The organism is Marnyiella aurantia, assembly GCF_014041915.1.
Lineage (GTDB): Bacteria > Bacteroidota > Bacteroidia > Flavobacteriales > Weeksellaceae > Marnyiella > Marnyiella aurantia.
In genome coordinates, this window is the sequence record NZ_CP059472.1 from 636,884 (window position 1) to 659,514 (window position 22,631).

Annotated in this window: 20 protein-coding genes and 1 tRNA gene; 2 read left to right on the top strand and 19 right to left on the bottom strand. The window is 42.3% G+C overall.

Translation table 11 applies throughout. The features are described 5' to 3' along the window. Positions 1-4: 4 nt before the first annotated feature. Genes H1R16_RS02960 through H1R16_RS02975 form a run of 4 tightly spaced genes read right to left on the bottom strand, consistent with a single transcriptional unit; the run spans position 5 to position 5,086 of the window. Positions 5-1,162 carry a restriction endonuclease subunit S gene (locus H1R16_RS02960; protein ID WP_181885732.1) on the bottom strand — a complete coding sequence of 386 codons (1,158 nt, stop codon included), beginning with the start codon at positions 1,160-1,162 and terminating at the stop codon, positions 5-7. After that, on the bottom strand, positions 1,156-3,747 hold the full coding sequence (locus H1R16_RS02965) for an HsdM family class I SAM-dependent methyltransferase (protein WP_181885731.1): 2,592 nt from the start codon (positions 3,745-3,747) through the stop codon (positions 1,156-1,158). The genes H1R16_RS02960 and H1R16_RS02965 overlap by 7 nt, the downstream gene beginning before the upstream one ends. Next, the gene (locus tag H1R16_RS02970; RefSeq protein WP_181885730.1) at positions 3,747-4,799 is read right to left on the bottom strand and encodes a hypothetical protein; all 1,053 of its coding nucleotides are present in this window, start codon (positions 4,797-4,799) and stop codon (positions 3,747-3,749) included. Before H1R16_RS02970 ends, H1R16_RS02965 begins: the two co-directional genes overlap by 1 nt. A gap of 14 nt (positions 4,800-4,813) precedes the next feature. Beyond that, complete coding sequence (locus tag H1R16_RS02975; protein ID WP_181885729.1) at positions 4,814-5,086, bottom strand: hypothetical protein; 273 nt, start codon at positions 5,084-5,086, stop codon at positions 4,814-4,816. Between the two features lie 305 nt (positions 5,087-5,391). Between H1R16_RS02975 and H1R16_RS02980 the strand changes: the two genes are divergently transcribed. After that, the gene (locus H1R16_RS02980; protein ID WP_181885728.1) at positions 5,392-5,571 is read left to right on the top strand and encodes an SLOG family protein; all 180 of its coding nucleotides are present in this window, start codon (positions 5,392-5,394) and stop codon (positions 5,569-5,571) included. Positions 5,572-5,761: 190 nt separating this feature from the next. Here the strand turns inward: H1R16_RS02980 and H1R16_RS02985 are convergent, their stop codons facing one another. The 15 genes from H1R16_RS02985 to H1R16_RS03055 all read right to left on the bottom strand — a co-directional run bounded on the left by H1R16_RS02985 (position 5,762) and on the right by H1R16_RS03055 (position 21,887). Continuing rightward, positions 5,762-6,283, bottom strand: a complete 522-nt coding sequence (locus H1R16_RS02985; RefSeq protein WP_181885727.1) for an alpha/beta hydrolase family protein — start codon at positions 6,281-6,283, stop codon at positions 5,762-5,764. 1,120 nt (positions 6,284-7,403) lie between these two features. Beyond that, positions 7,404-8,051: a response regulator transcription factor gene (locus H1R16_RS02990; protein WP_181885726.1), complete on the bottom strand. Its 648-nt coding sequence runs from the start codon at positions 8,049-8,051 to the stop codon at positions 7,404-7,406. Then, positions 8,048-8,782, bottom strand: a complete 735-nt coding sequence (locus H1R16_RS02995) for a sensor histidine kinase (protein WP_181885725.1) — start codon at positions 8,780-8,782, stop codon at positions 8,048-8,050. Before H1R16_RS02995 ends, H1R16_RS02990 begins: the two co-directional genes overlap by 4 nt. A gap of 48 nt (positions 8,783-8,830) precedes the next feature. After that, the gene (locus H1R16_RS03000; RefSeq protein ID WP_181885724.1) at positions 8,831-11,578 is read right to left on the bottom strand and encodes a PAS domain-containing hybrid sensor histidine kinase/response regulator; all 2,748 of its coding nucleotides are present in this window, start codon (positions 11,576-11,578) and stop codon (positions 8,831-8,833) included. Positions 11,579-11,606: 28 nt separating this feature from the next. Next, a complete protein-coding gene (locus H1R16_RS03005; protein ID WP_181885723.1) occupies positions 11,607-13,037 on the bottom strand; it encodes a hypothetical protein in 1,431 nt (476 codons plus the stop codon). 10 nt (positions 13,038-13,047) lie between these two features. Continuing rightward, positions 13,048-15,852, bottom strand: a complete 2,805-nt coding sequence (locus H1R16_RS03010) for a collagen binding domain-containing protein (protein ID WP_181885722.1) — start codon at positions 15,850-15,852, stop codon at positions 13,048-13,050. A 9-nt stretch (positions 15,853-15,861) separates the two neighbouring features. Continuing rightward, positions 15,862-16,662, bottom strand: a complete 801-nt coding sequence (locus tag H1R16_RS03015; RefSeq protein ID WP_228451022.1) for an Fn3-like domain-containing protein — start codon at positions 16,660-16,662, stop codon at positions 15,862-15,864. Positions 16,663-16,864: 202 nt separating this feature from the next. After that, on the bottom strand, positions 16,865-17,416 hold the full coding sequence (locus H1R16_RS03020; RefSeq protein ID WP_181885721.1) for a peptidoglycan-binding protein LysM: 552 nt from the start codon (positions 17,414-17,416) through the stop codon (positions 16,865-16,867). Positions 17,417-17,613: 197 nt separating this feature from the next. Then, positions 17,614-18,159, bottom strand: a complete 546-nt coding sequence (locus tag H1R16_RS03025; protein WP_181885720.1) for a peptidoglycan-binding protein LysM — start codon at positions 18,157-18,159, stop codon at positions 17,614-17,616. A 200-nt stretch (positions 18,160-18,359) separates the two neighbouring features. Next, a complete protein-coding gene (locus H1R16_RS03030; RefSeq protein ID WP_181885719.1) occupies positions 18,360-18,902 on the bottom strand; it encodes a peptidoglycan-binding protein LysM in 543 nt (180 codons plus the stop codon). 201 nt (positions 18,903-19,103) lie between these two features. Further along, a complete protein-coding gene (locus H1R16_RS03035) occupies positions 19,104-19,646 on the bottom strand; it encodes a peptidoglycan-binding protein LysM (protein ID WP_181885718.1) in 543 nt (180 codons plus the stop codon). A gap of 757 nt (positions 19,647-20,403) precedes the next feature. Then, positions 20,404-20,477 (bottom strand) — tRNA-Ala (locus H1R16_RS03040). Between the two features lie 38 nt (positions 20,478-20,515). Further along, complete coding sequence (ytxJ, locus tag H1R16_RS03045) at positions 20,516-20,896, bottom strand: bacillithiol system redox-active protein YtxJ (protein WP_181885717.1); 381 nt, start codon at positions 20,894-20,896, stop codon at positions 20,516-20,518. Continuing rightward, complete coding sequence (locus tag H1R16_RS03050) at positions 20,893-21,351, bottom strand: DUF1569 domain-containing protein (protein ID WP_181885716.1); 459 nt, start codon at positions 21,349-21,351, stop codon at positions 20,893-20,895. The genes ytxJ and H1R16_RS03050 overlap by 4 nt, the downstream gene beginning before the upstream one ends. Continuing rightward, positions 21,351-21,887 (bottom strand): YfiT family bacillithiol transferase, encoded by a 537-nt coding sequence (locus H1R16_RS03055; protein WP_181885715.1) that lies wholly within the window; start codon positions 21,885-21,887, stop codon positions 21,351-21,353. The genes H1R16_RS03050 and H1R16_RS03055 overlap by 1 nt, the downstream gene beginning before the upstream one ends. Before the next feature lie 124 nt (positions 21,888-22,011). Here H1R16_RS03055 and pncA point away from each other — a divergent pair, with 124 nt between their 5' ends. After that, positions 22,012-22,617 (top strand): bifunctional nicotinamidase/pyrazinamidase, encoded by a 606-nt coding sequence (pncA, locus tag H1R16_RS03060; protein ID WP_181885714.1) that lies wholly within the window; start codon positions 22,012-22,014, stop codon positions 22,615-22,617. Positions 22,618-22,631 lie beyond the last annotated feature (14 nt).

The window sequence follows — 22,631 nt, forward strand, 5'->3', positions numbered from 1 at the left end:
TCCCTCACACCAACCTCACCCTCCCCGTCAGCAGTTCCTGCATCATGCCCTGTTTGATCTGGCGGGCTTTGTGGAGTTGCTGCTCCAGGGCTGCCAGATCGGCATCCATATCCGATAAAATGGTGGCAATGCGCGTTTGTTCAATAAGGGATGGAAAAGATAAGTCGACATTATTTAACGTTGTGAAATTCAAAGCGGCCATTGTAGACGAACTACTTATCTCTTCTAGAGTGGGTTTCATGAAATCAAATAAATATTTGAAATATGAATTAACAATTTCCCGTTTTGGAATTAATCTAAAAAGATTATTTGCAATTACTCCTTCATAATTAAATCCAACAACACCAGGTGCTCCATACCGCACCATAAATAGGTCGTTAAAATTAAGACGGTGCTCAATTCCAGGATCACTTATGAATCTTGCTTCAGTATTGCTTTGCGTGACATCTACAATTCGAATAAATCTAACAAGCCCTTTACTATGGTTTTTAAATTGCTTTTCAACTCCACATTGTACACCTTGTTTTAATTTAAAAACTTCCCCCAACTTCTTCACCTCCCACCCCTCTTTCGGTGTCAGCAGTTCCTGCATGGCGCCCTGTTTGATCATGCGTTTTTTGGCGATGAGCTGCTCCAGACTTTCAATCCACGCATCGGCATCACTTAAAGCGCCGGCTATGGCCTCCTGCTCGGGAAGGGGCGGACAAACAAATTTGGTGCTTCGTAGAATATTGTTATACAATCTTTGAATAGTTCCCCCTTCAGTATTATAGCTCACAATATCTAAAACATATTTCAGTAGGTGATTAGATATGATGTGTTCTTCATTATCTATCCATACTATATTAGAATCTTGATAATATCGCTCTTCTCCATCATAAACTACGGTTCTTCCTATAGTACCTGCCGCAGAAATTAGTATATCACCTACTTTTGGATAGCTAAACTTAGTTTTAAATTCTTCAAATAATTTTCGGCTGATAAATGCATCAGGCTCTTTCCCAAAAGTTCCGATTTTAAAGAAAGGGATTTCTCCGTACTCCACGGTCTGGTGCTGGAAAATTCTCTTGCACATTCTAACAGCTCCAACTTCTCCTAATTCTCTCACCTCCCAATCCTCCGGAATCAACCCAATCTCCGTCTGCTTCATGCCCTTTACCATACCCAGCCCATTTTTTGAAGGTGCGCGGTCACTTTTGCGGAGGCTTCCTGTACCTCAGCTGCCAGCGTGCGCAGCGGTGTGGCATAGCGTTCTGCCAAATCCTTGATGCGCTGCGTCAAATTCTGGCTGATGCCTTCCTGCTCCTGCTGCAACGCCTGCTGCAGATGCGCCTGCCATTTGCGCGTAATCACAATTTCCTTACTTTCGGCTTCGCTCAATGTAGGATATTTGGCTTCCACGGCTTTTTCAAGCGCGGCAAGCTGTTCCTTTACCTTTCTCGCGGCATCTTTCGCCACTTTGTCCTGCTCCAGATAATCTTTGAGAACTTCGGTGTCATTGACGGTCCTGGTATACTCAGCCTGTTCTTCTGCGACCATCGCAAGCGGGGTTTCTTTCCCACTCCGTTCACTGAGCGAAGTCGGAGTGGCTTTTTTACGGCTTTTCAATTCTTTAAGCAGTTTTGTTACTTCCGCGGCGTTGACTTTTTCGAGGTCGGCAAACAGTCCGTCCTCTGCATTCTGCTCTTCCTCAATTTCAGCCATTCTCGCTTTGGCATTTTCCACGGCCTGTTCCAGCGCGGTAATTTCCGCCTGCTCCTCCTGAAAGTACACCGAAATCAACAGCTGCGGACTGATCATGCGGCCCTCAAGTCCGGCTAGCCCTGCGACTTCCTTATCGGCCTTGGTCTTGCCGTTTTTATCGGGCTTGGCTTTAATCACCAGGCGCTGGTATTCGTTACCCGCCTTCCAGCCGTCCATCGCTATCGAATACACATCGTCCTGCATCACCTCATTCCAGTACTGCATCAGGTGCTGGTAAAGGTCGTAGGTATCGATCAGGGCATTGTCCTTAAAGGTTTCAAGCAACTCAGCGCTGGCTCCGTCAATGACTTCTTTGGGATGACTGCCTTCAGCAAGTTCGTTCCAGATTTTCTTTTGTGCCTTCAGCCACTTATCAAAGTCCTTTTGCACGGCCGTATTGAAGGCGACAAATTCGGGATGGTCAAAGATGCGCTGCCTAAGCTCCTGAGACGGCACCTGAAGTTCTACAAAACCTTCGCGCAAAGGCGAAAAGAGGGTTTTGTTGAGGTTCGGAAATACCTGCCAATACGCTTTCAGGACTTCAATATCTGCCAGCGGGATGCCGCCCTGCAGGTGGGCTTCAATATTCTGAATGTCTTCGGCTTCCTGCGTATCGATATAGCGCGGGATGTTGAGGTTGTAATCATTTTTGGCATCCGCAATCTCTGTCATCGAGACCATGCGGCTGTATTTGGGTACTTCGGCCTGTTGGATAAATACATCCGTAATCTTGCGGATATCCTGTTCCCGCAGGCGGTTTTTGTTGCCGTCTTTCACAAAACCTTTGCTCGCATCCACCATAAAGATGCCTTTGCGGTGTGCGGCATGGTCTTTATCGAGCACAATGATGCAGGCGGGAATTCCGGTGCCGTAAAAGAGGTTGGCGGGCAAACCGACAATGCCTTTTATATAGCCCTTCTTCAGGATATTCTTACGGATCTCGCCTTCGGCATTTCCGCGGAAGAGCACGCCGTGCGGCAGCACCACCGCGGCCTTTCCTGTCGATTTCAGCGACTGGATGATGTGCAGCAGGAAGGCATAGTCGCCATTTTTTTCCGGCGGTACCCCCAGCGAAAACCGGTTAAACTCATCGCTGTCGGGATTTACACCGTTGCTCCAGCTTTTCAGCGAGAAAGGCGGATTCGCCACCACATAGTCGAATTGTTTTAAAATCGTAGCTGAGTTCGTTGTGCCTGATAAAATTGAAACTCCATCTTCTTTTATAGGTTTAGAAGTATCAACCGGAATTGTAGTTGTATAAGCAGGCCGCGACAAAGTATTATCGGCAATAATAGTTGCCGTTTCCGCACCGTGCAGGATCATGTTCATGTGCGCAAGGTTGGCCGTCGTGGTTTCCTTTTCCTGTCCGTAGAGGTCGATGTTCTTTCCGGCTTCGTTCATCACCTTCAGCAGTAGCGAGCCCGAGCCGCAGGTCGGGTCATATGCCATGGTCTGGTGGGTGGAATTATTTGGAGTAATGCCAATAACCTTTGCAAGAACCCGCGAAACCTCCGCCGGCGTGTAAAACTGCCCTTTGGACTTTCCGCTTTCCGTGGCGAAATGCCGCATCAGGTATTCATAGGCGTCTCCCAGGATATCGTCTCCTTCCGCTGAGTTGCCTGAAAAGTCCAGACTGGGATCATTGAAGATCCGCACTAGGTTTGACACCGTATCCACAAGGTCTTTGCCTTTACCGAGTTTCGACTCATCGTTGAAATCGGGGAATTCATTAAGCTTGTTGGCTTCCTTGATCGGGTTCAGGACCTGCTTATTGATCTTGTCGCCGATTTCTGGATTGCCGATCAGGGCGACCATGTCATCAAACGAGGCACCTTCGGGAACCGTAATCGCTCCAAAGGGATCGTTTTTATATTTATCGGAAATGTACTTCACGAAAAGCATCGTAAGTACATAATCTTTGTATTGAGAGGCGTCCATACCGCCGCGGAGTTCATCACAGGAAGCCCACAGGGAACTGTATAATTCGGATTTTTTAATGGCCATTAAAGGGTGTTGATTTTATCTGTTTTGTTTTTTATCTGTTTAATCTTTTCGTTATACGACTGAATTTCATTTTGTTTTAAAGTCGTTTTATCTCGGAGATTATTCTTTTCACGTTCAACATTAGAAATCTGCCCATGCAGACTGGCGAGTTTATTATTAACCAACTGCAGTTCCTGCTCCTTGCGTCTTATTTCATATTCTAGATTTCGGGCATTGGTTTTTTGGATGCCCACAGACTTATGTATCTCATTAATCGCATCAGTTTTTCTGGTAATTTCTTCCTGTATTGATGCAATTTGCTTTATTTCCAGCTCTATATGGTGCTTCACCTCCGCAGATTCTTCATTAAAAGTTTTTTCGAGTACGATTCTGGAAGCGGCTATATATTTAAAAGCTAAAGTAGCACGGTCATAATCTCCCTTTGCGAGATTTACCATTTCTTTCCAGGACGCCCGGAAAATCTCTTCGGCTTCTTCCCAACTCTTCACATGTCTGAAACTCCGGTAAAGCATTACTCCCATCACTAAGAAGCCCAAAGGACCAATAACAAACGAAATTGCTGACGACATGCCTGTATATACTGCAAATGGAAGGGTAATCCCCAAGACGGAGCTGATTGCTCCAACCGTAGAAGAAGCAAGTATATAAATTCCAAACCCGGAAAGCTGTGCGGCGCCTAAAGCAGATATACCTCCCAATGTCGCAATTTGGTTCCGGTCCAATCCAGCTTTTTCCATTTCGACAGCCATCTGCTCTTTTTCAACATCAGATAGTTTTTGATATTCGGTTTTAAAAAGATTCAGATAAAGATTTTTTTCTAATTCAGGAATGTTTTTATGAGCGATAAATGACAAATTATTTTTCACAGCAATTTTTTCCATAAAACTGCGGTAATTAATAGGATCCTGCCATAATCCTTTTGCCGGGAGCAATATTTTCGAAAGCTTTTTAAGAATTTCTTCGGAATTGGTATCTTTTAGACCTAATATTTTTTGCAAAGGGGTTTTTTGTGCCACCGTCATTTCCTGTAGGAGATTTTCGATATATTTCATAAGGATTTACAGATTTAGGAATTTTCAATCAGATACTCTTTCCACGCCACCACCACTTCGTCATAATAAGCATTCATGGAGTCGGTACTGCTGTAGGGCATCGTAGAAACCGGAGTTTCAGAAACCAGAATTATTTCTTCCGTTTCTGTAAAGGGATTAATCCCGAACTCGGCGCGGGTTTTCAATTCAAAGATGATGGTTACGGTGTCGTAATCTTTTTTGATGGCTTTGATCTGAGACAGATCAATGGTATAGCTGCCGCTGAAATAAAGTTCCGGTTTCATCATTGTTATTTTGTGTTTTTAACAAATCTAATTAAAATCAGCCAGCTGGAAAACAGTAAGGAGTAAAGATTGTATTATCTGCACCGTCAGCGGACTTTCCGTGGCGTTTATATACAAATGTAGGCAGGTACAAAGACAAAGGATGACGGTTAATATTGTGAATTTGAAATTTTGAATTTTGAATTTTGGATTTTAGCTGACAGCTTAACCACTGATACACAGAGGATGCATAAAGGGCACGGAGATTTTGAATATGGAATTTGAATTATGGGTTTTGGATTTTGAATTATGGATTTTGATTAAGTTTTGTGGAATGCATCGTGTCCGGGGGTGCAAAAGGTGCCGATACCTTGGCTGAGCGGTATGCTAAAGACATTGGGCGTCCCATGGTGGTGTACCGTCCGGATTATAAAATGTTTGGTCGTGCCGCACCTTGTGTAAGAAATTCGGAGATCATTGAAAATTCAGATATTGTATATGCTGTTTAGGACGGACGTTCGCACGGCACCCGGGATGCACTTAACAAAGCGGAAAAACTGGGCAAAATTATTTATACTTTTAAATACAATCAGGTTGAGCAATAAAGAAAAGGAATGCCGGGTCCATTCCCTTTTTAGATTCCAAAAGCGAATTTTAAAAGGTTTAAGCGGGCGCTTCATGATAAATCTGGAACTTACTTTACTTGCTGAGGTAGTTTTTTATCACCGGCAAATACTCCTGAAACTTTTGAAGTCTGTGCCCGTCCTTTACCTCATGCAGTACAAATTGATTATTGGTCTGGTTAAAAATGCCGGTTTGGTTAATTACCTCATCTTCACGTGAGGCGATAATCAGGGCATTTTGCGGTTTGGTTATTTTTATAAGTTGATCCTCAAATGCTTTTGGAAACGGGATATCCCGTAAACGCGCAGTAATATCGAGGAGCGGACTAAGGAGGATAAGCTGATCCGCAGGCACCTTGCGCAACTCCCGCAGCTGATAAGCCAGGTTAGCACCAGTGGAATCGCCAATGATGGCGAGCTGACTGATGTTCTCACATTTTTTCAAAGCCAGCCTTAGCAGGTATTTAATATCGGATTCCACCATCCATTCCAAACAGTGGTAAGTATATTCTTGGCCAAAATAATTTTTTAAGTCCAGGAACTTGCGTGAATTATGGTCCGATCCATAGCCGTGGATGTATAAAAGTGTTTTCTTCATACTGCTTGTTATATCTTAATCATTGATTAAACTATCATTTTGACAAAAATACATGTGCATGCCGACAGGATGTGACGTTTAAAAATGGTGTAGCATCGCCGCCGTCGCAACATCACAATATTAAGAAAACGCAACTGCCGATTTATTGTCCAATTATGCCCTTTTCTGTTTAACCACAGAGATACAGAGGATGCACAGCGAGCACGGAGATTTTGAATGTTGGATTTTGAATTATGGATTTTAAATCTGTGGACCGTCAACTTTATAACATCCTAACCTTCAAACTTTCTAATCTTTTAACAACGCAAATTACGGTGGTACCTAATATCCAATTTCTAAGGTCTGAAATCTGAAATCTGATGTCTAAAATCTGGGTTCTTGGATCTTGGATCTATAAACCACAGAGACACAGAGGATGTACAGCGAGCACGGAGATTTAAATTTTGGATGTTGAATTTTAGATTTTGAATTACCGCCAGGAAATTTAACTGCAGAGAGCATAAAGGTTCAAAAAGGCGTAAAATCGTCAAGCCGTTAAGTTGCAAAACGGAAGTCTGAAATCTTGACTCTTGGCTCTATATAACTACCTAGTAAACAATGGGTTGAAAAGGGCGCAAAATCGTTAAGTCGTTAAGTCATATAACGCAAGTCTGAAATCTTGGTTCTTGGTTCTTTGCTCTTAATTCTACTAAACCACAGAGACACAGAGGATGTACAGCGAGCACGGAGTGGTGAATTTTGGATTTTGAATTTTGGATTTTAAATCTGTGGACCGTCAACTTTATAACATCCTAACCTTCAAACTTTCTAATCTTTCAACAACGCAAATTACGGCGGTACCTAATATCCAATTTCTAAGGTCTGAAATCTGAAATCTGATGTCTAAAATCTGGGTTCTTGGTTCTTGGTTCGATCTAACCACAGCGACACAGAGGATCTACAGGGAGCACGGAGGTGGTGAATTTTGGATTAAGGATTTTGAGTTATGGATTTTGGATTTTGGATCTGTGCATAAACGTTCTAACCTTCCAACTTTCTAATAACCCAACCTTACGGCGGTAAAATAATGTGCGATGTCTGATATCTGATATCTCATATCTCAAGTCTGACATCTCATTTCTTACTGATTATACATCCTGAGAATCTCAACAAGTTCAGGTATGGACTTTATCTGAAGTTTCTCGAAGAGCCGGTTTTTATAGGTGCTGATGGTGGATGAATGAAGGTTCAGCTGATTGGAAATTTCTTTGAGCGGAAGCCCTTCGGCGAGTTTGTTGGCAATTTGGAGTTCACGGTCAGAGAGTATTTCGACAGGGGAAGTTTTGGTGTTGCCACTCACAGATTCAAAAAACATGGCTTCCTTTACGGCTTCACTGGCATAGCGGCCGGTGGTGAGCATTGAGTTTAAAGCCGTCTCAATGGCTGCGCCAGGACTTTGCTTGCTCAGATAACCACCAGCACCCATCTTCAGATAGCGCAAAGCGTATAATTCTTCGTCCTGGGAGGAGAATATGAGAATCTTCAGCTTGGGCTGCTTAATTTTTATGAAATCTATGGCTTCCTGAACAGTACCGTTAGGCATATTAACATCCATAATGGCCAGGTCCTGCTGTTGGTCCGAAATGACTCTGTACATCGATTTAAAATCCTCCACCTCGGTAATTACAGCCTCAGGCAGGAGACGTTTAAGCGTCTGTATTAAACCCATACGAACAATACCGTGATCATCTGCTACTATAATGCGTACATTTTCTTTTAACTCCTTCATTCATTCATTTTTGGTAAAAAAAGGGATACAGTGGTGCCTTTATCTGCAGACGAAATGATTTCAATGCTTCCCTGCATCAAGGATATGAAATTTTTAACAATTTTCAAACTCAACCCCACGCCTGTCTCGCCCGCGGTTCCCTGGAATACGGGATTATCATAAGTGTAAATGTTTGCTAAAAACTTTTCGTCCATTCCCGTTCCGGAGTCGGTCACAGAAAGTATCACCTGAGCTTCTTCTGTAATTACATTTAAGTAAATATCCTGGCCGGGCATTGAATATTTCACCGCGTTATTTAGAATCTTGTCCAGCACAAATTCAATCAGAATTCGGTCTGTCTCAATAAATGCACTGGTGTCGCCCTGAAAACGGAAACTGAGGTTTTTTTCTTTTAAACCGCCAGCGTATTTTTCTTCAAGATGCTGAAAGAGTCCGATCACGGCGATTTTCTCAGGTTTTATTTTAAAATCACCGTACTGTGTTTTCAGCCAGGCGGTGCTGTCCTGAACGGTTTGCAGGTTTTTCTGCGCATCGCTCTTTACCTGGGGCAACATCTTAAAAAAATCTTCTTTAGTAATGGTTTCCTGTTCCAGCGCTGCGGTGAGCCACAGAAAATTACCGAACATTGACCTGGAGTCATGCGACAAAATGGAAATCAGTCCGTTCTTAAAACTGATCTCATTTTTCAGGTTTTCGATCTTGGAATGCAGGTCGTTGATAGTGTCATTCATAAATAAGGCAGGAATGCAAAAATACTTCAATATTATTTAAAGCTTCATTTATGCGTTGCCCTTATCCATTTCTTTGCCAAACCATTTTCTGATCATATCCGAAAGGCTTTGTTTTAACAAAGGTTTGGTTAAGAAATCTGACATTCCGGCTTGCAAACACCTTTCTTTTTCGCCCGGAAGACCGCCGGCCGTGAGTGCAATAATTGGGATTTCAACATCTCTTTCCAGCAGTCTGATCTTTTTGGTGGCTTCCAAACCGTTGAGATTGGGCATCTGGATGTCCATTAAAATAAGGTCCGCGTTCTCTTTCCCGTAAAGTTCAACTGCTTCCACCCCATCTTTGGCTTCGATGATCAAAGCCTGCGGAAGAATATCCTTTAAATAGGTCTTGGTGAGCAGCATATTAATTGTATTATCCTCGGCAATCAGGATTTTTACTTCGTTCTTCAGGACTTCAGTTTCGACAATCTTGACCTGCTCCGGTTTTTTCTTTTCAGAATTCTTTAAGCCCGCTAAAACCTGATACATCTGCTTCATGCGAATCGGTTTGACAAGCCTGTTTTCTATCTCCAGCTCGTCGCACGCCTCCTGTAAATTACCATCATCGGACGAACTGTACAAGACAATATACGGTGCTGCGTGGGTAGCTTCCGGCATAATTTCTTTCATTTTCCTGATGGTTTCCACACCATCCATGACCGGCATATGATAATCCATAATAATTACATCGAATTCGGACTTGTCCATGATTAAAAGCAAGGCTTTAAGGCCGCTGTCGCATTCCGTTACTTCGATATTTTTACGTTCCAGCATCCTTTTCAGGATTTTGCGGTTGTTTTCGTTATCGTCTACCACCAGCACACGCTTGATATCAGTTAAGCTAAGATCATATTCCTCCTGCTCGGTATCAAAATCAATATCGAAGAAAAAATCGCTGCCCTTTCCCTGCTCGCTTTCCAGCTGTAAAATACTACCGGCCAGTTCCAAAATCTGGTTAGAGATCGTTAGTCCCAGACCTGTACCGCCATATCTTTTGGTAATAGAACCGTCTTCCTGCGAAAAGGCGTTGAAGATTTCCGCCTGTTTTTCGCGGTTGATTCCGATACCGGTATCGCGGACTCCAAACCGAAACCGTTTCTTTCCACCGTCCAAATCATCTAAAACCCGAACATATAAAACAATCTCTCCTTCTTCGGTGAATTTTAATGCATTGCTCAGGAGGTTTACGAACACCTGTTTCAGGCGCAACTCATCCGTCCAGATATATCTGGGGATGGCATCGTCTATATCAATAAGCATTTCCAGCTGCTTTTTGGTATTGCTGTACGCAACCATATTGAAGGATTCTGAAACCAGTTCTTCAATCTCCACTTTATCAAGGTTGAGCTTAAGTTTTTGATTTTCCAATTTTGAGAAGTCTAAAATATCATTGATGATGCTGTACAACGACACGCCGGACTGGTTGATAATGTCGAGATACTGCCTCTGTGTATCGTCCAGTTTGGTTTCCAGAAGGAGTTCTGTAAAGCCGATAATTCCATTTAAAGGCGTTCTGATCTCATGACTCATGTTGGCCACGAACTCCGATTTCAGCACATACGCTTTTTCGGCAAACTCTTTTGCGGCAACAATTTCATTTTCCATTTTTTTTCTTTCAGTGATATCCACTGCATTAGCAATTACCTGTACTTTACCATCCACATCTTCGTCTATCGCACTCATAAAGTGCCAAACTGCTTTTTCTCCGTTTTTCTTACGGATGGTCATTTCACCTATTGCCTGACCTGAAGTTTTGATCTGGCTCAGATACGCTTTTACATTTTGATGTTTTTCCGGGATGATGAGATCGTAAAGATTAAGGTGCTTCAACTCTTCTCGTAAATAACCAGAAGCCTTAAGGCCGGCTTCATTTACATCCAAAAGATAACCTTCGTCATCATGTATACTGATTATTCCCTGGTTTTTTTCAAAAGGATCACGGTATTTCTGTTCATTTCTTTCGAGTAATTTTTGTTTGGTGGTAAATTCTGTAACGTCCCTTCCGATGGTGTACACCAATCCGGACTGCAGTTCAGGAGTACAGGTCCATTCTATCCATCTCACCGCTCCGGATTTGATGATGTATCTGTTGGTGAAGTTCACTAAAGAATCACCCTGTGCCAATGTATTTATTACTTGTAAAGTATTTTTCCTGTCTTCCGGATGAACAAATTCGATAAAACCTCTGCTCATAAACTGTTCGTCGCTCCATCCAAGCATTTTCGAAAAGGCCGGATTTAATTTCACGAATTTTCCGTCCAACGAAAAAACGCCCAACAAATCGTTCGAGGTTTCGAAAAGTGCATCATAACTGTTCAGCTGCTGTTCCTGTTCTTTATAAAAAAACCATTTTGAGGCCTGCCTTACAACCTTTTCAATGATCTGCTGAACTTCGTCATCAAAGTCTTGCACCTGGTTGGCAAATAAATTCAGATGTCCGGTCATCTTGCCATCAAGACCCGAAACGGGATAACTTCTACGGAATTTAAGATCCGCATGTTCAGGCAGATAAACAGAATCGTCATCATTCATTTCAAAATGAGGATTGACGGGATAAATTCTGGTAACAGACGCCTCGGTAGAAGCAAGAATATAAACCTGCTCTTCTATGGTAATACTCAAACTGCAATGCTCCATGTTGGTCATTTTAGCGGCCGAAAAAACCAAAAACTCAAAAACATCGGCATATTTTTTCTCGAACGTATGTAATTTATCAGTCGCGGATTGGTCCGGATTAGTAGAATTGAGGTTGTCCATAAGGAGAAGATATTGTTAGGAAGTGTACTTAAATTGCTGTAAAACTGTAGTAGACATTGACAGAGTAAGTGCTGCTTTCCTTCCCGACCAAAGTTTGAGCACCTGCGGGTGGAATGGTGTATCTAACATTGAGTTCGCGGTCCAATACCGGGGTTCCGTTCGTCAGTATTTTTTGCGGGGTTTTGGATAGGGGCACGTTTGCAGAACTTCCCTCCAGCCCAATCTGTAAAATATTGGAGTTAATGGCGGTCTGAACGCCGCCTTTTTTAAAGTAATTTTCGTCTGACTTTACGTAGAGTTCGAAACTCTCATTGTTGGACAATTTGATTTGTTTTTGAATCGTCTGCGACTGCCCATTGGCGTAATGGGCAGCGGTATTAAAGTTGAAATTTACATTTTGTCCGGAACTTGGGATGGTGATCTCAGACCGTGGAAGCACCTTTAACTGAACGGCGGTATTTTGCAGGCTGTTTATTGAGTTATCTGTACTTCTGGCACTAAAGTTCAGTTCAAAAGTATACGTTCCGGCTTCAAAAAAGTGGGTTTTAAGATCTTCTGCAGAAACATAAAGTTCCGGAATGAAACTGTTTCTGTTTCCGGGTATTACATTGAAATTAGCCGCCGAAAAATTCTGAAAAGTGGACGATAAAGCTTTGGTTGTAAGTGCTGAGCCATTGCTGCCCAATTTAATAGTGGCTATATTTCTGGTTCCCTGGGTTCCTTTGGAGGAAACGAACTGTATATTGTTTGCAGCAGCTTTCGCCCATAAATTAAAATCAACCGTATGCCCGATTTCGGCATTACCTAAATTTCCCAAAACCCGCGTGCCTGTAATCCGGTAGTCATTCAGAGAAGATATTTCAATATACTTTGTGGGAGAGGCTGTTAGCCATCGGACGGAGGCCGGAATAACTAAAACAGTTCTGAAATTACGCGGTGTAAAATCATAATTCTGAGTAATATTCATGGAGTAATTACCCGCCTGAAATGCGTTCGCAGCAAACTGAGCTGCAGGAATCTTGAACGTGAAATTAATATTTCCGCGGTTAAATCCGCCGCCAAGTACCGATGACGGCGGCTCAAACCATCTTACCGCCCCTGTACTAAAGGACTGAAACCCCGGTAAATAACCCAAATATCCAGTAGATGGCATTTGACCGCCCATACTTTCCAGCTGCCAAAGAAGAACAGTATTGGGTAAGGTCAATGAGGAAGATGACTGAATAAAATTTGCACCTGACGTAGAGGTAAATGTAGGACTTACCGGACCTAATCCAAAAAAAGCATAATCCCAGTTTGTTCTGCTTGTGTTCATTACAGTTGTGGGCAATGAAGTAAATTCAGACCTGTTAAAAATATTATCCTCAGGAATTGATAGGTACACATCCTGCGCTTTCGTCACTGTTGACCCGCAGCAGATGGTAAAGATCACTATTATAAAACCCCTGATTGCTTTCATATCTCTAAAATTAAAACTTTTTCACCTTTATGGTGGTGTCTTTCTTCTTATATTCAAAAACCACGGTATCTGTAAAACCTTCTTTGGTTACCTGAACAGTTTGTACAGGCTGCGTGTAGCTGTATTTGTCATTTTCGATATAAACTTCGTATTTTCCGTCTTTCAGGAAGAATTCAAACTCATTATTCTGGTTTACAACAGAGGTATGTACCGTGCCGTCCTCACTTTTCGCATACACCACGATACCTGTTACATCAGTCTCCAAAACATCGTAAGCCTGCCTAATCTCTGTCAGTTTACCAGTCAGCCTGATGTTTTTCACCAAACCTACTTTACGGTTAATATTGCTGCTTACCATCATTACAGGATCCATCATAAGGCGGGCACCGGCGCTCTCGTTTACCTTAAGTATGTAAGTGCCTTGGGGCACATTCTGGAACACCACTTTTCCGTTTTTATCTGTCATTGCCACAAAACTGTCCAGTTTCACAATTTCACCGGCAAGTACCGGTTCGCCTGCTTCCAGAAGCCCGTTATAGTTTTTATCCTCAAACAACTGGACAGTTACTTTATGATTTCCAGGAGCGGTGGCTGAGGCAAAATATTTTTTGATTCCAACACGGTACTGGTAATAACTGCCGCTGCTTCCAAAAGCCGCATTGGATTTATAACCCGAAAAATTAAAATAACCTGTAGACGACCAAGAAGGTGAAATTTTATATTCCAGATTTCCGGTTACATTGCTGTTCAGGTTTTTATAAAGTTCAGAATAAGAGGTGCCGGCCGAAAATGATCCAATAAGATCATTACCAAGCATCTGAAAATTATAGGAGGCATATACGTTGTAATTGGCAAAATTACGGTCCACATCGTAAAAGGAATTCAGATCAAAGACATTGGTGGCGTTCCACTGCGCGGTTCCGTTCAATGAAAAGGATTTATACCTGTACGATAACGTCGTTTTAAGACTGTTGAACCAATCGGGATTTTCGTTCTCTTTCGAGTAGGAATATTCTGCGGTCAGATTTAATCCGTGCGCACCTAATGCAGTACCGATATTTGTTTCCAAACGGTAAGAAAAGAGCTCCTGCGAATTGTAAAAATTGGCTGTTTTCTGTCTTTCGACCTTAGGAGCTATCAGGAAATTCCAATCCTTAAGAGAAACCTGGTAACCTGTTCCTAAAGCTTCGGTACTGTTGAAGTAATAGCGGACATTTTCGGCATTTCCGGCTTGAACAGGTGCACTCTGAAAGCTCAGAAATTCCGGGTCCACCTGCGAGTTCTGATATTGTACAAAGGCGCGCTGCGAGTCTGTAACCCGGAGACCAACACGCTGGTTTGAGAAAAATGACCCACGCTTAAGGCCTGCATAACTTTTTGTGGCAAATGAATTATCCGACTGAATATCCCATTTTCCCAGTGTGCCACTGTAATTAAATCCCATGGAAGCACCGGCATTTTCGTCTTTGTTGGTTAGGCCTTTTTCGTGGCTTAAGCCCGCCTCCACCCGTACACTTTGTTTTTCAGTAATTAAAAAAGAGGAAACCGCATTGGCTACCTGTGTGTCTACACCAAAGCGCGGATCATGGTCGAATATATAGGAAGCTTTACCATTGAATGTTTTACCGTTTCCAAAACTATACTTTGCACCTGCCATTTTAGAGCCTTCTGCCTGCTGGAAGTAATTACCATAAAGGTTAAAGTTATTCTCCACAGCCAAAATCTCCACCTGACCGGTTGTTCCGAGCCTGGTTGAAATTTTGCCACCGCGGCCATAAACGGCATAATCGTAATCGTTGCCATTAATGTTTCCCACACGCAGAACCGTATTTTTTCTCTCAACTTCCAGCCAGGTATCATAGAGGTTATAACGTCCTTCTTCAAGAAAATAATCTGCCCCCAGATTCAGCCGTGCGCTCATATTTGGAGCTACCGCAAACGCTGTGTTTCCGCGTAGCTGAAGATAATTGAAACCTGAACTGTTTTCGTTGTAACCCACTTCGGCAAAATTACTTCCGCTCACGGTTTCGTTTCCGCGTGCAATCTGTCTGTTGTTTGACAAAATTACAAGATGAACAGTATTGCTGCCCACGATTTCATTATCGGCAAGATCGGTTGCTACCGCATTAATGTTGAATTCCGGGAAAAGTGTATTCTGTTTTCTTACCGCGATTCTGATTTCAACCATCTGCTTTTCAAGACCTTCCAGAGATAACGTTTGCTGTGCAGGTATCATCTCCAGGCCATCGGGAATGGATTGCAGATCGATTTTAACGGTCCGTTTACTGTAACCCTGATTTTCCACATATAGCCGAATGGAAGAGTGTGGCTCGGCAGGATTGATGAAATTCTCGTAAGAAGCCGTGTAAACCGCGATGTTTTTGTTTTCGTCTTTTTTAACAAAGAAAGAAGCACTCTCAGTTTGGGCGTACGTTGAAGCAGTATAAGAAATATTGAACCTGATCTCATTGGATCTCAGTTTCATGAATTCCAGATTGGCAATGAGTTTTACCGGCAGACGTTTGGACTGACCGGCACCCAGAGTAAAATCACTTTTAGGATATAACAGCAAACCCGGATATTTTTCCTGAGGCATTATATTCTGAATGGTAATCTCTTCAGAACTGTTATTCTGAATAACCAGAAAATTGGTAAAAGTGGAACCTTTCTCCACTGTTACGGTCTCATTTTCAAAATGAATTTCCACCACCTTCTTTTCCTGCGCAAAGGCGAAAGAAAAGTTCAGAAGAACAAAGGCCAAGAAAAAGGCTGCTCTTCTAAGGACCGAAGCTGGTATCTCATTTTGTGGTCTCAACACGTGATTTTAGAATTTAAAGTTTTTTTCGCCTACACGTAAATCATTGGAGCCTGCCATTTTAATGATGGCTACGCCCAGGAAGTTTCCTGAAATATTCTCTGGCAAAGAAAACTTAACCAGCTGATTGGTATTTGGCAGCATGGAGATTGAAATGGCAGGTAGTTTTATTTCCTTACCGGTGTCAGTGTCGGTCAGTTCAAATTCCACCGTGGCATCGTTAATTGTGTTTCCGTCATTCTGAATGCTTACGGCTACCTTTCTGCCTGCTGAATTATCAGTACTAACCTCTGCAATATTGGTAATATCCAGACTTTTTACGCTGTTTCCCGGTGGCGTATAAAAGATATGAAGTCCCACTTCAAATAAGGTAATGATACCAATTCCGTTCTGAACACGTGCCTGATCGGCCTGCTGAGGAAGCTGAGTAAAAAATAACATGCTGTTGGTAACCGACTTTGGCGCGTTAGCCGGAATCTGCATGGTTACAGTAATCTCCTTTTTGGCTCCCGCGGGAACTGTTACGGAGTTCTCGAGTGTGGAAACCCAGGCAGCATTTGAAATTTTTGAACTGCCTGCCTCAAGATAAACTTTATTGCCGTCTTCTTCCCTAACCCAATCTTTATAATTGAGGTTAAAAACATAGTCCTTATCCGAACTGTTGTGAAGCGTAACCGTTTGTGTTACTTTTTCCCCGGGATTACCTGTGAAAAACAGACGCGTAGGCGACATAGAGATACTCTGTGCCAAAAGTGACGAGGTACCTGCGAGGATAAGGAAGAAAGTGAAAAGGTGAATAAACTTGCGCATGATAATTTTGTTAAAATAAAGAATTGCCAAAACTACTGAAACCTAAATAAAAGTCCTCTTTGAACACTGCAAATTTACAGCGGTCAACAAAGTTTGTTTGTAGTGCAAATTGGAAGTGATTGTAGTAAAATAACTACACGACTTTTAAAAAGAAAAACCCTCAGCACCTAACATGCTGAGGGCTTGTGTCAGTTGACTTTAATTACAAAGCAGTGGCAGTATAAGTAACAGTTTGCGTATAAGTTCCGGCCGGTTTACCCAGGATCTTGGCAGATGATGACTGCGCTGCAGGAATCGTATAATCCAGGTTCAGTGTTAAGGCACTTCCAAGTGGAGCATTTGTAACTAAATTCTGGTCTGATGAAGACAAAACTACAGCACTTTTTGTTCCGCCCATGGTTCCGGCATTGCTGGCAGCTTTAATTGTTAAAACATCTACTGGGATGATGTTGGTTGCAGTGGTGCCGTGAACGAAATTCGCGCCACCGGCTTTTACTTTCACATTAAAGGGCTTAGTTGAAGTTATTTTCAAAGCGTTTGCCTGAGGAACTGTTTTCTCTGAATTGTAATCCGCAGCAGTAGCATAATTAAATGCAACCACACCCGTAATTGCAGTACTTCCCGCGTCGATAGAGATCACATCACTTAGGGTAATATTTACAGTTGTAGTAGCGGTAGAATTCTGCGCCTGAACATTAGTTCCTAATACGATGGCTCCGAAAGTTAAGGCTGCAATTGCGAATTGATTTTTCATGATATTTTTAATTTTTATTTGTTACTGTTTGTTTAGTTGTCCTCTTTTGAACACTGCAAATTTACAGCGGCTTTAAAAGTTTCTTTGTAGTGCAAATTGGAAGTTGATGTAGTAAAATAACTACATGGCTTATTTATCCAATTAAAAACCCTCAACATTTGCATGCTGAGGGCGTAAAATGCTGTTGATTAGTGTGCTTACTTAGCGGTCGCAGTATAAATTACTGTTTGTGTATAAGTTCCCGCGGGTTTTCCCAGAATGTCAGCTGAAGACGATTTCGCTGCAGGAATGGTATAATCCAGGTTCAACGTTAATGCGCTTCCAAGTGGAGCATCTGCCACTAAAGTCTGGTCGGCTGTAGATAAGTTAACATCAGATTTTGTTCCACCCATTGAACCGGGAGCTGCAGCGGCTTTGATTGTCAAAACATTAACCGGAATTTTATTGGTTCCATTTAGAAAATCTGCACCACCTGCTTTTACTTTTACATCAAATGCCTTCGTTGAAGTTACTTTCAAAGCGTTCGCCTGAGCCACAGTTTGTACGGTGTTATAATCCGCTGCGGTAGCATAGTTAAAGGCAATTGCACCATCAATTGCAGTACTTCCTGCGTCGATAGAGATAACATCGCCCAGGGTAATTTTTGCGGTTGTAGTAGCATTATGGTTTTGAGCCTGAACAGTGTTGGTTCCTAATACGATTGCTCCGAATGTTAAGACTGCGATTGCAAATGAATTTTTCATAATATTTTTAATTTTGATTTTGTTACTGTTTGTTTAGTTGTTCTCTCTTGATACTGCAAATTTACAGCGGCGATCAAAGCTTCTTTGTAGTGGAAATTGGAAGTTGATGTAGTAAAATAACTACAGATTCGGTACTCGCTTAAAAAATAAGCCCTCTACATTATAAAGTATCAAGGGCTCATATAAATATTGGTGCTTAATTATAATGCTGTGGCGGTATAAATAACTTTCTGAGTGTATACACCTGCAGGTTTACCTAAGATATCAGAAGATGAAGATTTCGCCGCAGGAATGGTGTAATCTATGTTCAACGTTCTGGCGCTTCCAAGTGGCGCATTTACAATTAACGGCTGATTAGTTGTAGATAACACTACAGTGTTTTGTGTTCCTGCCATGTTTCCTCCAGTTGCAGCTTTAATCGTTAAAACATTTACCGGAATTAGGTTGACTCCATTCTGGAAATTCGCACCCTCCGCTTTTACATTTACAGTGAAGTTCTTTGTTGACGTTACTTTAATCGCGTTATCCTGAGTAACTGTTTGAGCTGAATTATAATCTGCCGCTGTAGCATAATTAAAAGCCACTGTTCCACCAATCGCACTACTTCCCGCGTCGATAGAAATTACATCACCTAGTGTAATTGTAGCTGTTGTAGTGGCGGTCGTGTTTTGAGCCTGAACAGTGTTAGTTCCTAATACAATTACTCCAAAGGTTAAGGCTGCGATTGCGAATGATTTTTTCATGATATTTTTAATTTGATTTGTTACTGTTTGTTTAGTTGTTCTCTTTTGATACTGCAAATTTACAGCGGCGATCAAAGCTTCTTTGTAGTGGAAATTGGAAGTTGGTGTAGTAAAATAACTACACAGATTATCGCAAAGCAATTAAAAACAAAAGCCCTCAACACTTCAAGTGCTGAGGGCTGTATAAACTTTGTTTTCTGCTTATAATGCTGTGGCGGTATAAATAACCTTTTGGACGTAAGTTCCCTTAGGCTTTCCAAGGAGGACCTTTGAGGCTTTTTCGGCTGAAATAGAATAGGCAATATTTAAAGACTGTCTGTATCCCAAAGCCGCATTACTCACCAATACCTGGTCAGCAGTTGACAATGTAACCTCATTCATAGTTCCCATTAAGGTTCCACCTGATACTGCCTTTACCTTTAGAACATCAACCGGGATAGCGTTTGAGCCACTTACAAAATTGGCGCCCTCAGATTTTACCTTAACGTCGAAGTTTTTGGATGAAATGATAACCAAACTGTTGGGAACAGTCACATTCTGGGCAGAATTATAATCTGCCGTATTCGCATAATTGAAATTAACACTTCCTTCTGAAGCGGCAGTTCCCACATCCATTGAAATAACGTCAGCTAAATTAATGCTGACTGCCGCGGTAACCGACTCAGAATTTTGCGCCTGTACGTGATTTGTACCTAATGCGACCTTTATCAGAACCAGCGAAGCAAAAAGGAATTGTTTTTTCATGCAGGGAGTATTAAAATAAGGCGTCATTCCGATTAATATATCCTTAGGATGTTCATTAAATCAAATCTAATAACATTATCTGTATTCACAAAGCATTTATGGATGAAATTTGCTGTAAATATTTACGGTATAAATGCACTTTCTTGCAGTTTTAGTAATAAATTTATGAAGGCATCGGGTCAACTAATTTAAAAGTTATACGTAAACAGTTAGCAGGATGTAGTAGAACGTTCTTTATTATGAATTGTGGATTTTGGATTTTGAATTACCGGGTAGACTTTCTAACCATCTAACCACAGAGATACAGCGAAAGCACGAAGAGCACTGCGGTTTTGAATTATGGATGTTGGATTTTGAATTTTGAGTTCAGGCCAGACGTTTTTAACACGGAGAGCGTAAAGGGTTGCAATGGCGTATAATCGTCAAACCGCAAAAAAGCAAGTCGGAAATCTGAGGTCTGAAATCTTGGTTCTATAAACCACAGAGACACAGAGAAAGCACGAAGAGCACGGCGGTTTTGAGTTATGGATGTTGAATTTTGAATTCAGGCGAGACGTTTTTAACATGGAGAGCGGACAGAGTTGCAAAGGAGTATCATCGTCAAGTCGCAAACGCAGCTCGGAAATCTTGGCTCTTGGTTCTTGGTTCTATAAAACACAAAGGCGCAACGAATTGCACAATTCTCACATAAATTATCTCCAGCGATCTTAAGCACAAAAGAAACACTCACAGTTGCCTGTAAGTGCCGTAGTTATTGTGGAGGATATCGGGATCGAACCGACCACCTTTAGACTGCCAGTCTAACGCTCTAGCCAGATGAGCTAATCCCCCGTTTTGGTTCTGCAATAATACTTATTTTTTTTAAATATCTAAACTAAATCCAGCGAAATACTGTTATGAGACGCATTTTTTATGGCCTTGCCGTTCTCCAGCACAATCATTTGCGGGCTTTGGTGCTCAATATCAAAGAGTTCGGAAATCCTGTTGGACAAATTACGGAAGGCCAGCAAATCGAGAAAATAATACTCGGCGTCCTTATCAGACGATTTCACTTCCCTTTCAAAATTTTTCAAAACGGTCTGGCTGATGAAGCATCTGGTGGAATGTTTGAACAGCACCACCTTTTTCTCATGCGATTTCTTTACAGCATCTTCCAGCATCTGTTCGGAAGTCAGGATTTTCCAAAAAGCCCGGTCTTTTTCTTCCCCTTGACTGTCATTCCCTCCGAATAGTCTGTTTAGTAAACTCATAATCCAAATTGTTTTAAGTGATGATGTAAATGTTTGTACTCCAGAAAACCCCAGTCTTTTGGTTGCATCTTGCCGAATAATGGGTGTAAATCCGGAAGTTTTTCAGCATCTGCAAATTCGCAGTACTGATCCAGAGTATGCAAAAGTTCTACCATTTCGCTTTCGAAATTTGCACATTCGTAAGCACGCAACTCAGCAAAAGTAGGCATATTGCGGGGAATACCGTTGTTGAAAAGTTTCATTTCATTTTTAGTCACTATCCCAATGAAGCGTATGATGCGCGGCGGTGCCGGAACCGTAACTTTCCCCAGTGGAATCTCAAGCACAAGGCGGCAGTGCTTCAGCATTTGCGTGGCATTCATACGCCCCCATGTGGGAGAAGCATCTTCTGCCAGGCAGGAAAGACGCTGCTTAAGTTCGTCCTGGTCACAGAGGCGGTGCAGACTGTTCAGCATTACCAGCCCTTCTCTTTTTTCAGATTTTCAATATGGGCAAGATGATGGCTGCAGTGCCAGGCGTAGAAAGCCAGACTCTCACGAAGTGTTATTTTTTTCTGTTGCTCAGGGTGCACGAAGGTGCGTTCCAGTTCGCGGTTGGTTAAAGCTTTCAACTCATATACCCATCGCTGGTGCAAGCCTTTCAGGATCCGCAATGCCGGTTTAATGTCTATCGTAAAACTGTCCTGTAGTTCGGCCCACCTGGCTTCATTATATGGTTTAATAACGGGGTTATCCTCGGTAAGTGCAAGTTTAAACCGAATATAACTGTTCATATGGCTGTCGGCCATATGATTCACCAACTGCCGGACCGTCCATCCACCCGGGCGGTAGGGCGTATCCAGCATATCGTCTGTCCAGGACTCTACGATATTCTTCAGGCGGCCGGGAAAATCCTTGAGGACACGGATGTAATCGTCTACATCGGCATCACTGATCTCTCCTGCGGGTTCATATTTTCCCAATGGGAATCTGTATTCTTCCATATTATTCATAAGCTGGACGTTTTGGCATCTGTAAACGCTTTGGCTGAACTTTTGCGATTACCGCCGTAAATTTAACAAGAGCAGCGCCAGTTGCTGCTTACAAGATAAGCGAATTAATTTATACTTTAACCGAATGAAAAAAGCCCTGATAATAGTAGATGTACAGAATGATTTTTGCGAAGGCGGTGCGCTGGCCGTACCGGGTGCCGGGCAGATCGTCCCTTACATAAATCTTTTACTGAAAGATAACCAATATGACCAGGTGGTCCTTAGTCAGGACTGGCATCCTGCTGACCATAAAAGTTTTGCCTCCACAAATAACCGGAAAGTTGGTGAAAAAATCAACCTGAACGGAATCCCTCAGTTTATGTGGCCCGACCATTGTGTGCAGGGCACAGCAGGCGCAGAGTTTCACCCGGATCTTGACCAGTCTAAAGTGACACACATCATTCAAAAAGGAAAAAATGCAGAATTCGACAGTTACAGTGCCTTTCAGGATAATAACCATTTTATGAAAACCGGTTTGGAGGATTTCCTGAAATACCACGATATTCAACTTGTTGAAATTGCTGGTTTGGCTCTGGACTATTGCGTGAAGGCCACCTGTCTTGATGCCGTACAGGCCGGCTTTATTACCTGCCTTCATTTTCACGGCACGAAAGCGGTGAATGTAAAGCCTGAAAACGGCCGCGACGCCATTTATGAAATGCTTGAAAATTCCGTAACAGTACTGGGATAAGCACCTGTTAATCA